This is a genomic window from Curtobacterium sp. NPDC087082, assembly GCF_044745045.1.
In the GTDB taxonomy this organism is placed as follows: Bacteria; Actinomycetota; Actinomycetes; order Actinomycetales; family Microbacteriaceae; genus Curtobacterium.
Genome location: NZ_JBIUZN010000001.1, coordinates 962,442 through 976,284 on the forward strand (window position 1 = coordinate 962,442; position 13,843 = coordinate 976,284).

The window sequence follows — 13,843 nt, forward strand, 5'->3', positions numbered from 1 at the left end:
CGCTCACGGTACGGAGCGGACGCCGAGTGCCTGCTCGGGAATCCACAGAGCGCCGAGGGGCGCTCCACAGACCGCTCATAGGAAACTCTCGATACTCGAAGACGTGACCATCTCCCAGCCTGCAGCAGCCCCGCGCCTCACGCGTGCCGACGGAACCCCGTTGCGCATCCTCGTCGTCGACGACGAGGCCAGCCTCACCGACCTCCTGTCCATGGCGCTCCGCTACGAGGGCTGGGACGTCAAGAGCGCGAACGGCGGCCAGGACGCACTGAGCACGGCGCGCGAGTGGAAGCCGGACGCGATGGTGCTCGACGTGATGATGCCGGACCTCGACGGGCTGCAGGTGCTCAGCCGGCTGCGGCAGAACAACGACGACACCCCGGTGCTGTTCCTCACCGCCAAGGACTCCGTGGAGGACCGCGTCACCGGTCTCACCGCGGGCGGCGACGACTACGTCACGAAGCCCTTCTCCCTCGAAGAGGTCGTGGCGAGGCTCCGCGGGCTCATCCGTCGCTCGCAGATCTCGATCTCCGAGGCCGGCGACTCGCGCATCGTCGTGGGCGACCTGGTGCTCGACGAGGAGTCGTACGAGGTGTCCCGCGCCGGTCGGCCGATCGAGCTGACCGCGACCGAGTTCGAGCTCCTCCGCTTCCTGATGCGCAACCCGCGCCGCGTGCTGTCGAAGGCGCAGATCCTCGACCGCGTCTGGTCCTACGACTTCGGGGGCAAGTCCTCCGTCGTCGAGATCTACATCTCCTACCTGCGCAAGAAGATCGACGCTGGCGAGACCCCGATGATCCACACCGTGCGCGGCGTCGGGTACGTCATCAAGCCCACGTCCTGAGGTCGGTGCAGTGACCCTCCGTCGTCGGCTCGTCCTGAGCATCGTCGCGCTCGTCGTCGCCGTCAGTGCGGTCATCGGTGCCGGGAGCATCATCGCGCTCGCGTCCATCCAGACGGGCACGATCGACAGCCAGCTCTCGAAGGCGACCGACCGTGCGAGCACGAAGTTCGGCGAGGGACAGCAGAACCCGAACGGGCAGCGCCCGAACGACGACGCCCTGCAACCCCTCGGCCAGGCGGCCGGCACCCTCACCGCGTACTACTTCTCCGGTGGCGGCGCGGGCGGGATCGTCCTGACCGACAACAGCTCGCGGCTGCAGCTCACGACGACGCAGCTCGACCGTCTGGGCAACGTCAAGGTCGGCGTCGACCCGGCCACGATGGACCTCGGCGGATCGCTCGGCCGCTACCGCGTGGCCGCCGTGCAGGTCGACAACCCGGTGCTCGGCAACGCCGTCCTCGTGGTCGGACTCCCGATGTCGCCCGTGTACGAGAGCGTCCGGTCGCTGCTGCTCGTCGTGATCATCGTCGTCGCGGCAGCGCTCGTCGCCGCGTCCGTCGTCGCCGCGGTCGTCGTCCGCCGGTCCTTGCGGCCGCTCGAACGGGTCGCCGAGACCGCCTCGACCGTCGCCCGCATGCCACTCGAGCGCAGCGACGCCCTGCAGGACGTCCGCGTGCCCGACACCGACCCCCGCACCGAGGTCGGCCGCGTCGGCAGCGCCTTCAACCGGATGCTCGGCCACATCGCCGGCGCCATGCAGGCCCGCGAACGCTCGGAGCAGAAGGTCCGCCAGTTCGTCGCCGACGCGTCGCACGAACTCCGGACGCCCCTGGCATCGGTGCGCGGGTACGCCGAGCTCACCCGTCGGATGGGTGCGGACCTGCCGAAGGACGTCGTGTACGCGATGAGCCGGATCGAGTCCGAGTCGAAGCGCATGACGAGCATGGTCGAGGACCTGCTGCTGCTCGCTCGACTCGACGAGGGCCGCGAGATCCAGTTCGACGACGTGGACCTCACCGGGCTCGTGCTCGACGCGGTGAACGACGCGCACGCGGCATCGCCGGACCACCCGATCGAGGTGGACGTCCCGTCGACCCCGGTGACGGTGGTGGGCGACGCCGCGCGTCTGCACCAGGTGATCGTCAACCTCGTCACCAACGCCCGGACCCACACCCCGGACGGCACCCGCATCACCGTGGGGCTCGCGCCGTCGGCCTCGGGGACCGGCGTGGACCTGACCGTGCGGGACACCGGGCAGGGCATCGACCCGGAGTTCCTGCCGAAGCTGTTCGAGCGGTTCGCCCGCGCCGACAGCTCCCGCTCGCGCACCGCGGGGTCGACGGGGCTCGGGCTCGCCATCGTGGACGCGGTCGTGCAGGCGCACGGCGGGTCCGTGGACGTGACGAGCGAGCCGGGGGACACCGTGTTCACGGTGCACCTGCCGTCGGAGCGGCCGGCGACCGAGGCGGCGTCGGCCGCGGCATCGTCCGTGGCCGCGGCTGGCGGTGCGTCGGCAGCGGCCGCTGGGCCTGCTGCGTCGTCCGCGTCCGCGTCCGCTTCCTCGTCCGCTTCCTCGTCCTCGTCCGCTTCCTCTTCCTCGTCCGCTTCCTCTTCCTCGTCCGCTTCCTCGTCCGGGGATGCGACCGACGACTGGTCGGCGACCCCGGTCCCGTCCGCCACCGACTGACGGACGGGAGGCGCGGTGCGGGCCGGCACCGCGCCTCCCGTCCGACGGTTGGTCGCGACTGTCGTGCCGTGCTACAGTTCTCGAAGCCAAAGACCGCCGGTTGTCGTGCTGCTCGCAGCGCGAACGAAGGTCCTCACTCATGAGGCAGCCCGCGCAGGTGTTCCGAACCTCTCCTTCCGTTCGCGGGGGAGCAGCTCCGAGCCTCTGCGCCGGAGCTTTTTTCATGTGGTGGAGTCCTGGGGCTGCCGGCAAGAACCCCAAGGAGAACCATGGCGAACAAGGAAGCTGCGGTCGCCGAGCTCACGGAGTCCTTCCGTAGCTCGAACGCCGTTCTGCTCACCGAGTACCGCGGTCTCACGGTCGCGCAGCTCAAGGAGCTCCGCAACTCGATCCGTGAGCACGCCACGTACGCCGTGGTGAAGAACACGCTGACCAAGATCGCGGCGAACAACGCCGGCATCTCGTCGTTCGACGACGAGCTCGCCGGTCCGTCCGCTCTCGCCTTCGTCCACGGTGACACCGTCGCCGTCGCGAAGTCGCTGCGTGCATTCGCCAAGGCGAACCCCGAGCTCGTGGTGAAGGGTGGTTACTTCGACGGTAACCCGCTCTCCGCGACCGAGGTGGACAAGCTCGCCGACCTCGAGTCCCGTGAAGTCCTGCTCGGCAAGCTCGCCGGCGCCTTCAAGGCCTCGCTGTTCGGTGCTGCGTACCTGTTCCAGGCCCCCCTCTCGCAGGCCGTCCGCACCGTGGACGCCCTTCGCGAGAAGCAGGAGTCCGCGGCCTGATCAGGCTCGCGTTCCACAACCACACGATCTAGCTAGTAGTAGGAGAAAATCATGGCGAAGCTTTCGCAGGACGAGCTCATCGAGGCCTTCAAGGAGCTCACGCTCATCGAGCTCTCGGACTTCGTGAAGAAGTTCGAAGAGGTCTTCGAGGTCACCGCGGCCGCCCCGGTCGCCGCTGCCGCTCCGGCCGCCGCCGGCGCCCCGGCCGAGGCTGCTGAGGAGAAGTCGGAGTTCGACGTCGTCCTCAAGTCCGCTGGTGACAAGAAGATCCAGGTCATCAAGGAGGTCCGTGGCCTGACGTCGCTCGGCCTCGGTGAGGCCAAGGCGCTCGTCGAGACCGCCGACGCCAAGATCCTCGAGGGTGTCAACAAGGAGACGGCCGACAAGGCGAAGGAGGCCCTCGAGGCCGCCGGCGCCACGATCGAGCTCGCGTAGTCTCGACCGTTCGGTCACGAAGGCCGCTGCCCCTCGGGGCGGCGGCCTTCGTCGCGTGCGGGGGGGGGGGGGGGGGGGCTGCGGGGCGTTTCCGCGAAAGCGACACTCTGCCGTCGGATGCACGCGCCGATGTGTCGCTTTGGCGGCACCCTCGTCGCGACTCAGCTGTGAAGTGTCGCTTTGGGCGCACGAGCGGGGCAGGCCAGGAGGCACGGCACCTGTCCACAGATCGGCGCAGGACCGCCTCCACGCGCGTCCAAGACGACAAGGTGCCGTCATGCACCCTGCGAACGCGATCGAACTGTTCCGTACGACCCGGCTCGACCGAGCGGCCGGTCGACACCTCCAACGTCGGCGCGCCGCGGACGAGCTGGTGCGGGTCCGCCACGGCGTGTACGTCGAACGGGCTGCATGGGATGCGCTCGACGGTCGGTCACGGCACCTCGTCCGCATGCGCTCGGCCATTCCGTTGCTCCGCCCGGGCGCCGTGTTCGCCTTCGAGTCAGCGGCCGCCGTGCACGGTCTGCCGAGGATCGACCCGTGGACCACCCGCGTCCGAGCGGTGGTGCCGTCGTTCGACCACGACGTGCACCGCGTCGACCTGACGCTGCACGCCGGCACCACGCTGCGGTCCGGACGTCTGTTCTGGGGTGTCCCGTACGCCTCGCTCGCGGCGACCACGATCGAGATCGCCCGTCGCGGCTCACTCTCCGCCGCCGTCGTGGCCATCGACCACGCGCTCCGTCGGGGGGAGCAGCTCGTCGAGCTGCAACGCCTCGCGTCGGAGGCCGGACCGTGGGGATCCTCGCGGCTCGAGCACGCCTTCGCGATCGCCGACGTGCGCCACGAGTCGGTCGGGGAGTCCTACTTCGCGGCCCGCGCCGCAGAGCTCGGATGTCCCGACCTCGAACCGCAGCACGAGTTCGTCCACCTAGACGGAACGGTGGATCGGGTCGACTTCTGGCTTCCGCGGCAGGGCATCGTGATCGAGTTCGACGGGCGCCAGAAGTACGAGGACCCGCGCATGCTCGGCGGTCGGGACCCGCACGATGTCCTCTGGGCCGAGAAGCGCCGCGAAGATCGCATCCGGTCCCGACGCGAGGTGCACGGCGTCGTCCGCGCGGACTGGTCACACCTGGTCGACCCTGAGCGCTTGCGGGCGCTGTTCCGCACGCACGGCGTTCCGTGTCGATGACCGCGACGCCTGTGATCACCCGCCGAAGCGACACGCTGCCGCCGAGGCTCGACGTCTGTGCGGCGAGAGCGACACGTTCGCGCCGAAGCCCGGCGGGAACCTGTCGCTTTCGCGGACGAGCGGCGCAGCGGGCGGGCGGTCGACGGGCCGGCGGCCGGCGGGCGCGGCGCGCGCGTCAGCGCAGCGTGCTGTGGCGGCGGCCGTAGGCCAGGTAGAGCGCGGCGCCGGCGACCATCCAGATGCCGAAGGCGATCCAGGTGCCGATGCCGAGGAACACCGCGAGCAGCACGCAGCAGAGCGCGCCGATGATCGGCACGACGGGGAACAGCGGCACGCGGTACGACCGCTCGAGCGACGGCTGGGCCCGACGGAGCACGATGACCGACACGTTCACGAGGGCGAACGCCACGAGCGTGCCGATGCTCGTCGCGTCCGCGAGTTCCCCGAGCGGCACCAGTGCGGCGACGATCGTCACGACGACCCCGATGATGAGGGTGTTCCAGACGGGGGTGCCGGTGCGGTGCGACACCCGGCCGAACACCTTCGGCACGAGTCCGTCGCGGGCCATCGTGAGCAGGATGCGGGTCTGTCCGTAGAGCACGGTGAGCACCACGCTCGCGATCGCGATGACGGCGCCGATCGAGAACACCAGGGCGACCCACGGCTGCCCGGTGACGTCGACGACGATGCGCACGAGCGAGGCCTCGGTCGACGAGAACGACGTCCACGAGCGGGCGCCGACGGCCGCGATCGCGACGAGGATGTACAGCGCCGTGATGAGCGCGATCGACCCGATGATCGCGCGGGGGAGGTCCCGCCGCGGGTTCTTCGCCTCTTCCCCGGCGGTCGACGCGGCGTCGAACCCGATGTACGAGAAGAACAGCCGGGACGCGGCCGCGGTGACCCCGGCGGCACCCATCGGTGCGAGCGGCTCGAAGTTCTGCGCCTGGAACGCCGAGAACGCCACGATGACGAAGAACACGAGCAGGGCGATCTTCACGATGACCATGACCGTGTTCACCCAGGCGCTCTCGCGCGCACCCGGGAGCAGGACCGCCGTGGCGAGCAGCACCAGGACGGCGGCCGGCAGGTTGACCACGCCGTCCTCGCCCGGAGGCGCCGACAGTGCGGTCGGCAGGTGCAGCCCGAACACCCGCAGGGTCTCGTCGACGTACTCGCTCGCGCCGACCGCGACGGCGGCCACGGAGACGGCGTACTCGAGCACGAGGCACCAGCCGCACACCCAGGCGATGCCCTCGCCCATGGTGGCGTAGGTGTACGAGTAGCTCGACCCGGACGTCGGCACGGCACCCGCCATCTCGGCGTACGACAGCGCCGAGAGGAGCGCGGCGACACCGGCGACGACGAAGGAGATCCAGACCGCGGGACCGGCGAGCGGCACAGCGGTCCCGAGGACGACGAGGATGCCGGTGCCGAGCGTGGCGCCGACACTGATCATCGTGAGGTGCCAGACCCCGAGCGACCGCCGGAGCGGCTCGCCGTCCACCCCCGCCGAGGCCTCGGCCTGCAGCTGCTCGATCGGCTTCCGTCGGGCGAGCTGTGCGCGGAGGGACGTGGGGCGGGTGGGCGCGGACGTCAATGGGACCTCGAGTGGTGCGGGGAAGGGGACGGGAAATGGTCGCATGCCCCCTGAACGGGGTCAAATGAGCCACGGCGGCCCGATGTCCCACCCCGGGGCTAGGTTTGCAGCATGGATCGGGGTGACGCATCGTGAGCATGCACGGCGGGATGCGCGGCGGTGGCGGTGGCGGTGGCGGTGGCGGTCGCGGTGGCGGCCGGATCTCCAGCGGCGACTTCGAGGCGCAGAAGGCCGCCAACGCCGAGGCGCCCAAGATCCCGAACCTCCTCAAGCGCATCGCCGGGCTGTTCGTGCCGCACCGGAACGCGATCATCCTGACCGTCGTGCTGGTGCTGATCGGCGCCGCGATCTCCGTCGTCCCGCCGCTCCTCACCCAGCGGGCGTTCGACGAGGGGCTCTTCCCGAAGGGCGGCGGCGGGCCGGACCTGCCCGTGCTGTACGTCCTCGTCGGTGCCATGGTGGTGCTCTGGATCGCGAGCGCGGGGATCGGCGTCTGGCAGACCTACCTCACCGCGACGGTCGGCAACAAGGTCATGGGTGCGATGCGCATGCGGCTGTTCGGACACCTCCAGCGCATGGAGCTCGCGTTCTTCACCCGCACCAAGACCGGTGTCATCCAGTCCCGCCTGCAGAACGACGTCGGTGGCGTCGCGAGCGTGCTCAACAACACGATCTCGTCGATCCTCGGCAACACGGTGACGGTGATCGCCGCGGTCGTCGCTATGCTGCTCCTCAGCTGGCAGATGACCCTCGTCGCGGTCGTCCTGCTGCCCCTCCTCGTGATCGCGCAGCGACGGGTCGGCCAGGTCCGCGCCAAGATCGCCGCGCAGACACAGGAGTCGCTGTCGGACATGACCGCGATCACGCAGGAGGCCCTGAGCGTCTCCGGCATCCTGCTCGCGAAGAGCTTCAACCAGCAGCGTGCGGAGACGCAGCGGTACGGCAACGAGAACCGCAACCAGATCCGCCTGCAGGTCCGTCAGCAGATGTCCGGTCAGTGGTTCTTCGCGATCGTGTCGATCTTCCTGTCGATCATCCCGGCGATCATCTACGTCGTCGCCGCGTACCTCATCATCGGCGACGTGCCGATCACGGCCGGCACGATCGTGGCCTTCACCACCGTGCAGTCCCGGCTGCTGTTCCCGACCGTCGGTCTGCTCCGGGTCGTCCTCGACCTGCAGACCTCCGGCGCGCTGTTCGCCCGCATCTTCGAGTACCTCGACCTGAAGCCCGCCATCACGGACCCGCCCACGGCGAAGCCCGTCGACGAGTCCCGGGTGGGGCACGTCGCCTTCGACGACGTGACGTTCACCTACCCGGACGGCGAGGCGGACAAGCCGACCCTCCGCGGGGTGTCGTTCGAGCTCCAGCCCGGTCAGTTCGCCGCGTTCGTGGGGCCGTCGGGTGCGGGGAAGACGACCGTGTCGTACCTCGTGCCGCGGCTGTACGAGGCGACCGCGGGCTCGGTCCGGTTCGCCGGGCAGGACGTCCGCGAGCTGGCGCACGAGGACCTCATGCGCCACGTCGGCATCGTCAGCCAGGAGACCTACCTCTTCCACGCCACCATCGGCGACAACCTGCGGTACGCCAAGCCGGACGCGACCGACGACGAGATCGAGCAGGCCGCGCGCGCGGCGAACATCCACGAGACGATCGCCTCGTTCCCGGACGGCTACGAGACGGTCGTCGGGGAGCGCGGCTACCGGCTGTCCGGCGGCGAGAAGCAGCGGATCGCGATCGCGCGGGTGCTGCTCAAGGACCCGCCGGTGCTCGTGCTCGACGAGGCGACGAGCGCCCTCGACTCGATCTCCGAGCGTGTCGTGCAGACGGCCCTCGACAACGCCGCGGCCGGCCGGACGACGATCTCGATCGCGCACCGGCTCTCGACGATCCGCGACGCCGACGTCATCTTCGTGCTCGACCACGGGCGGATCGTCGAGCAGGGTACGCACGAGGAGCTCCTCGAACGGGACGGCACCTACGCGATGCTGCACCACCAGCAGAACGCCCCCGCCGACGCCGTCGGCAGCTGACACACCAGGCGAGCGCGCACAGGCGAGCGCGCACCCGCCGAGCGCGCACCCGCCGAGCGCACCGCAGGCGAGACGGGAGGCGCGGTGCGGGCCCGCACCGCGCCTCCCGTCCGTCGCCGGGTCGCGACCACGGCAGTTTCCGGCCGACCCAGCGGACACGAACGATGCTCGTGTGGTAGCTGTGAAGGAACCACACGCAAGCGCACCGTGCCCCTGAGCGGAGTCCGAAGTGACAGCTGTCCCACCGACGTCCGACCCCATCCCGCCGACGGGCACGATCGCCCCCGATGCACCACGCGTCGTCGAGGACGCGCCCCGCAAGAAGGGGAAGTTCCGCGCGTTCCTCACGAGCGGCTCCCTCGACATCCAGTCCAAGCTCCTCGTGATGCTCCTCGCGGTGAGCATCGTGGCGGCGCTGGTCGTGGGTGTCGTCGGCTACCTGAACGGCCGGAGCTCGCTCGAGGCCGCGGCGTTCAACCAGGTGACCTCGTTGCGCGAGGCGAGGATCACCGAACTGCAGCGCTCGTTCGGCCAGTTCACCCAGACGGTCGTCGCGCAGACCCGCAACGAGAGCGTCATCGGCGCGACGAAGGCGTTCGAGTCGGGGTGGGACGACCTGCAGTCGCGGCCGGTGTCCGACGACGACCACACGAAGGTCGAGGACTGGTACCGGGACTCCTTCGTCCCGCAGCTCGACGACCGCAACGGCGGCACCGCCAACCCGGACCAGTTCGCGCCGACCGAGGACCCGCAGGCCTACCTGCAGGCGCGGTACACGGCGCCGTTCACCGACTACGACAAGGCCATCGACCAGGACGACGCCGGTGACGGCAGTGCGTGGTCGGCGGCGCACGCCGAGTACCAGCCGTACTTCAAGCAGGCGGTCGAGGCCGCCGGGTACGAGGACCTCCTGCTCATGAACACCGACGGGGACGTCGTGTACTCGGCGTACTCCGGCGCGGACCTCGGCACGGACCTCGAGAGCGGGCCCTACCGCGACTCGAACCTCGCGACCGGGTACCAGCAGGCACTGCAGCTGACGAGCTCGGACGACTTCGTGGTGACGGACTTCGCGCGGTACGTGCCGAGCCTCAACGTCCCGACGCTCTGGGTGATGTCGCCGGTGGGGGAGGACGGCAAGATCATCGGGGTGATGGCCGTCCAGGTGCCGGTCGACCTCATCACGCAGGTCATGACGGGCAACGAGCAGTGGAAGGACGACGGCCTCGGGGACACCGGGGAGTCGTACCTCGTCGGTGCCGACCACCTCATGCGGTCGTACCCGCGCCAGCTCATCGAGCACCCGAAGCAGTACCAGCGCGACGTCGTCGCTGCCGGGACGGCGCCGTCGACGGCGGCCCGCCAGGTCGCGGTGAAGGGCTCCGTGCTCCTGCAGGAGGTGAACACGACGCCGGTGACACGGGCGCTGCAGGGGAAGTCCGGGACGGTGATCTCGACCGACTACCGCGGGAAGGAAGTGCTCGCGGCGTACGCGCCGCTCGAGGTCGACGGGCTCCGGTGGGTCGTCGTCGCGCAGATGGACACGGCCGAGGCGTTCGCACCGGTGAACGACTTCGCCCGGAACATCGGTCTCGCGCTCGTCGGCATCATCGTCCTCGTCAGCCTGCTGTCCCTGCTGCTGGCCCAGGTGTTCGTCCGGCCGATCCGGCGGTTGCAGACGGCGGTGAACCGGGTGTCGTCCGGCGACCTCGGCGTCGAGGTGCAGACGAAGGCCGGCGACGAGATCGGCGACCTCGGACTCGCGTTCAACGACATGAGCCGCAGCCTGCAGGTGAAGCAGGACCTGCTCGACGAGCAGCGGCGGCAGAACGACACCCTGCTGCTGACGCTCATGCCGGAGGAGGTCGCCCGTCGCTACAAGCAGGGCGACGAGACGATCGCGGCCGACCACCAGGACGTCGCCGTCGTCTACGCGGACATCATCGGCTTCGACGAGTTCGCCGCCGGCCTCACGGCCGAGGAGTCCCTGTCCCTCGTCAACGACGTCTGGCGCTCCCTCGACGAGGCGGCCACCCGCCACGGCGTCGAGCGGGTGCGCACGACCCGGAGCGGGTACCTCGCCAGCTGCGGCCTGAGCGTGCCGCGCGTGGACAACGTCCGCCGCGTCGTCGACTGGGCGGAGGAGGCGCAGGGCGTGCTCGAGCGCTTCAACGCGCAGCACGGGTCGAAGATCGGGCTGCGCGCCGGCATCGACACCGGTCAGGTCACGAGCGGGCTCGTCGGCCGCTCGAGCATCGTCTACGACATGTGGGGCGACGCCGTCAGCCTGGCGTACCGGGTGCAGGGGATCGCCCCGGCGCCGGGGGTGTACGCGACGCAGCGCGTGGTCGACAAGCTCGGCGACCGCGGGGGCGTGCAGGATGCCGGCGAGGTGCAGACGCAGGCCGGCCCGCAGCGGGTCTGGAAGCTCGAGCGCACCGGAGCGGCGTCGTGACCGCGTTCTGGGAGCAGCCGTGGTTCTGGCCGGCGATCAGCGTCATCGTCGGCTTGCCGCTGCTGCTGCTCGTCCTGACCGAGCTGCAGTCGAACCTCGAGCGGCGCGGCAACTCGCTGCACAAGGTGGTCGGATTGCTGCGGAACGCCGTGGTGCCGATCATCGCGATCCTCGTCCTGTCCGTCCAGGTCACCGACGCGGTCGACCCGGGCAGGCCCGTGGTGAACCAGATCATCGGCACCGTGCTCGGGTTCCTCGTGATCGTGTTCGTCCTGAACGGGCTGAACATCGTCCTGTTCACGAACGCCCGGAAGGGCACCTGGCGCGAGAAGATCCCGTCGATCTTCGTGGACATCGCCCGCATCGTGCTCATCGCGCTCGGGCTGGCGCTGGTGTTCAAGATCGTCTGGGGTGCGGACGTCGGCGGGATCTTCACCGCGCTCGGTGTCGGCTCGCTCGTCATCGGCCTCGCGCTGCAGTCCGCCGTCGGCCCGGTGATCGCCGGGCTGTTCCTGCTGTTCGAGCAGCCGTTCCGGCTGGGGGACTGGCTCGACGCCGGTGGCGTGCGCGGCCGGGTGGTCGAGGTGAACTGGCGGTCGGTGCACATCGACACGGGCGCCGGGATCCTCATCATGCCGAACTCCTCGTTGGCGGGGGCGTCGTTCACGAACCTCAGCCGGACAGGAGGCACGTTCCCGGTCGCCACGGACGTCACGTTCACGACGGACGACCCTCCGGCAGCGGTGGTCGCCCTGCTGCAGCGGGTCGCGTCCGGCCTGCCCCAGCGGTACCCCGGCACGCAGCCGGTGGCGGTGCCGACCGGCGGATCGTCGTACACCGTGTCCTTCGAGGTGCGCGGACCGTCGCAGGAGGGCGACGCGCTCGCCCAGTTCCGGATGTGGCTCTGGTACGCGGCCCGGCGCGCAGGGCTCGGCCTCGACGGCGACACGACCGACGACTTCGTCACCGACGAGCGTCGGGACGCCGCCCTGGCGTCGATCGCGCCCACGCTGTACCTGACGGGCGACGACGGGGCCGCGCTGGCACCGCTCGTCCGGCTCGAGCGGTACGCCGCCGGCGAGACGATCGTCACGGCCGGCACGGTGCCGGACGCGGTCCGGTTCGTCCTGTCCGGCAGCGTCGACCTGCGCGTCCCGTTCGAGGACGTCGAGTTGCCGGCGACCCGCGTCGAGACCGGCGACTACCTCGGGCAGACGGCGTTGACCCGGGAGGCGCTGCTCACCACCGCCGTCGCGCTCACCGAGGTCGCGGTGCTGGTCGTGCCCGCCACCGCGCTCGACCAGATCGTGCGCGGCACGCCGGCGCTCGCCCGGGACATGGGGGAGGTCATCGACCGCCGCCGGCAGGAGGTCTCCGCGGCGGTGTCCGCCCACGTCGCATCCCAGCGGAAGACGGTGTCCGCCGCCTAGACTCGACCGCGTGCGTTACGCGAACTCCGTGGTCGACCTCGTCGGCGACACCCCGCTCGTCAAGCTCAACCGGGTGACCGAGGGGGTGCGCGCGACCGTCCTCGTGAAGGTCGAGTACCTCAACCCCGGTGGGTCGTCGAAGGACCGGATCGCCACCAGGATCATCGACGCGGCCGAGGCCTCCGGCGACCTGGGCCCCGGTGGCACGATCGTCGAGCCGACCTCCGGCAACACCGGTGTCGGCCTCGCGCTCGTCGCCCAGCAGCGCGGCTACCGCTGCGTGTTCGTCCTGCCCGACAAGGTCGGCGAGGACAAGCGGAACGTGCTCACCGCGTACGGCGCCGAGATCGTCGTCACGCCGACGGCCGTCCCGCCCGAGCACCCGGAGTCGTACTACTCGGTGTCCGACCGGCTGGTGCGCGAGATCCCCGGCGCCTACAAGCCGAACCAGTACGCGAACCCGAACGGCCCGCGCAGCCACTACGAGACCACCGGTCCGGAGATCTGGCGCGACACCGAGCAGCGCATCACGCACTTCGTCGCGGGTGTCGGCACCGGCGGCACCATCTCCGGTACCGGACGCTTCCTGAAGGAGGCCTCGGACGGCCGTGTCCGCATCGTCGGCGCCGACCCCGAGGGCTCCGTCTACTCGGGCGGCACCGGTCGCCCCTACCTGGTCGAGGGCGTCGGCGAGGACTTCTGGCCGACCGCGTACGACCCCGGGGTCCCCGACGAGATCATCGCCGTGTCGGACGCCGACTCGTTCGCGATGACCCGTCGGCTCGCCCGTGAAGAGGGCCTGCTCGTCGGTGGCTCGAGCGGCATGGCGGTCGTCGCCGCGCTCCGCGCCGCCCGCGACCTCACCGAGGACGACGTGGTCGTGGTGCTCCTGCCGGACGGCGGCCGCGGCTACCTCGGCAAGATCTTCAACGACCGGTGGATGCGCTCCTACGGCTTCGCCGAGACCGACGACGAGCGCACCGTGGGGTCGCTCATCGCGGGCAAGGACGGCCGGCTGCCCGACCTCGTCCACGCCCACCCGGCGGACACCGTGCGCGAGGTCGTCGACATCATGACGAAGTACGGCGTCTCGCAGATGCCCGTGCTCAGCGCCGAACCGCCCGTCGTCATCGGCGAGGTCGTCGGCGCGGTGGCGGAGAAGGACCTGCTCGAGCAGGTCTTCACCGGCGCCGCGAAGATGACGGACGCGCTGTCCGGGTTCGTGGGTGACCCGCTCCCGCTCATCGGCGTCGGCGAGTCGGTCTCGTCGGCGCGACGTGCGCTCGAGTCGGCGGACGCCCTGCTCGTCGTCGAGGACGGCAAGCCCGTCACCGTGCTGACCCGCCACGACCTGCTCGCCTACCTGTCCGAGTGACCCG

10 protein-coding genes are annotated in these 13,843 nt (G+C 70.4%); 9 read left to right on the forward strand and 1 reads right to left on the reverse strand.

What is annotated here, in order from left to right:
• Positions 1–103 precede the first annotated feature (103 nt).
• The 5 genes from ACIPEP_RS04665 to ACIPEP_RS04685 all read left to right on the forward strand — a co-directional run bounded on the left by ACIPEP_RS04665 (position 104) and on the right by ACIPEP_RS04685 (position 4,946).
• On the forward strand, positions 104–844 hold the full coding sequence (locus tag ACIPEP_RS04665) for a response regulator transcription factor (RefSeq protein ID WP_031274250.1): 741 nt from the start codon (positions 104–106) through the stop codon (positions 842–844).
• Between the two features lie 10 nt (positions 845–854).
• Complete coding sequence (locus tag ACIPEP_RS04670) at positions 855–2,531, forward strand: sensor histidine kinase (RefSeq protein ID WP_402716623.1); 1,677 nt, start codon at positions 855–857, stop codon at positions 2,529–2,531.
• A 269-nt stretch (positions 2,532–2,800) separates the two neighbouring features.
• A complete protein-coding gene (gene rplJ / locus ACIPEP_RS04675; protein ID WP_070418388.1) occupies positions 2,801–3,316 on the forward strand; it encodes a 50S ribosomal protein L10 in 516 nt (171 codons plus the stop codon).
• A 51-nt stretch (positions 3,317–3,367) separates the two neighbouring features.
• Complete coding sequence (gene rplL, locus ACIPEP_RS04680; RefSeq protein WP_022907351.1) at positions 3,368–3,751, forward strand: 50S ribosomal protein L7/L12; 384 nt, start codon at positions 3,368–3,370, stop codon at positions 3,749–3,751.
• Between the two features lie 277 nt (positions 3,752–4,028).
• The gene (locus ACIPEP_RS04685; protein WP_402716624.1) at positions 4,029–4,946 is read left to right on the forward strand and encodes a hypothetical protein; all 918 of its coding nucleotides are present in this window, start codon (positions 4,029–4,031) and stop codon (positions 4,944–4,946) included.
• Positions 4,947–5,121: 175 nt separating this feature from the next.
• On the opposite strand, the gene ACIPEP_RS04690 is transcribed toward ACIPEP_RS04685, so the two are convergent.
• Entirely contained in the window at positions 5,122–6,591 is a 1,470-nt protein-coding gene (locus ACIPEP_RS04690) for an amino acid permease (protein WP_402716625.1), read from the reverse strand.
• A gap of 92 nt (positions 6,592–6,683) precedes the next feature.
• Between ACIPEP_RS04690 and ACIPEP_RS04695 the strand changes: the two genes are divergently transcribed.
• The 4 genes from ACIPEP_RS04695 to ACIPEP_RS04710 all read left to right on the forward strand — a co-directional run bounded on the left by ACIPEP_RS04695 (position 6,684) and on the right by ACIPEP_RS04710 (position 13,839).
• A complete protein-coding gene (locus ACIPEP_RS04695) occupies positions 6,684–8,579 on the forward strand; it encodes an ABC transporter ATP-binding protein (protein WP_336698548.1) in 1,896 nt (631 codons plus the stop codon).
• A gap of 229 nt (positions 8,580–8,808) precedes the next feature.
• Entirely contained in the window at positions 8,809–11,034 is a 2,226-nt protein-coding gene (locus ACIPEP_RS04700) for an adenylate/guanylate cyclase domain-containing protein (protein WP_402716626.1), read from the forward strand.
• The gene (locus ACIPEP_RS04705) at positions 11,031–12,464 is read left to right on the forward strand and encodes a mechanosensitive ion channel domain-containing protein (RefSeq protein ID WP_402716627.1); all 1,434 of its coding nucleotides are present in this window, start codon (positions 11,031–11,033) and stop codon (positions 12,462–12,464) included. Before ACIPEP_RS04700 ends, ACIPEP_RS04705 begins: the two co-directional genes overlap by 4 nt.
• A 10-nt stretch (positions 12,465–12,474) precedes the next feature.
• Complete coding sequence (locus ACIPEP_RS04710; protein WP_070418392.1) at positions 12,475–13,839, forward strand: cystathionine beta-synthase; 1,365 nt, start codon at positions 12,475–12,477, stop codon at positions 13,837–13,839.
• Positions 13,840–13,843: the final 4 nt, after the last annotated feature.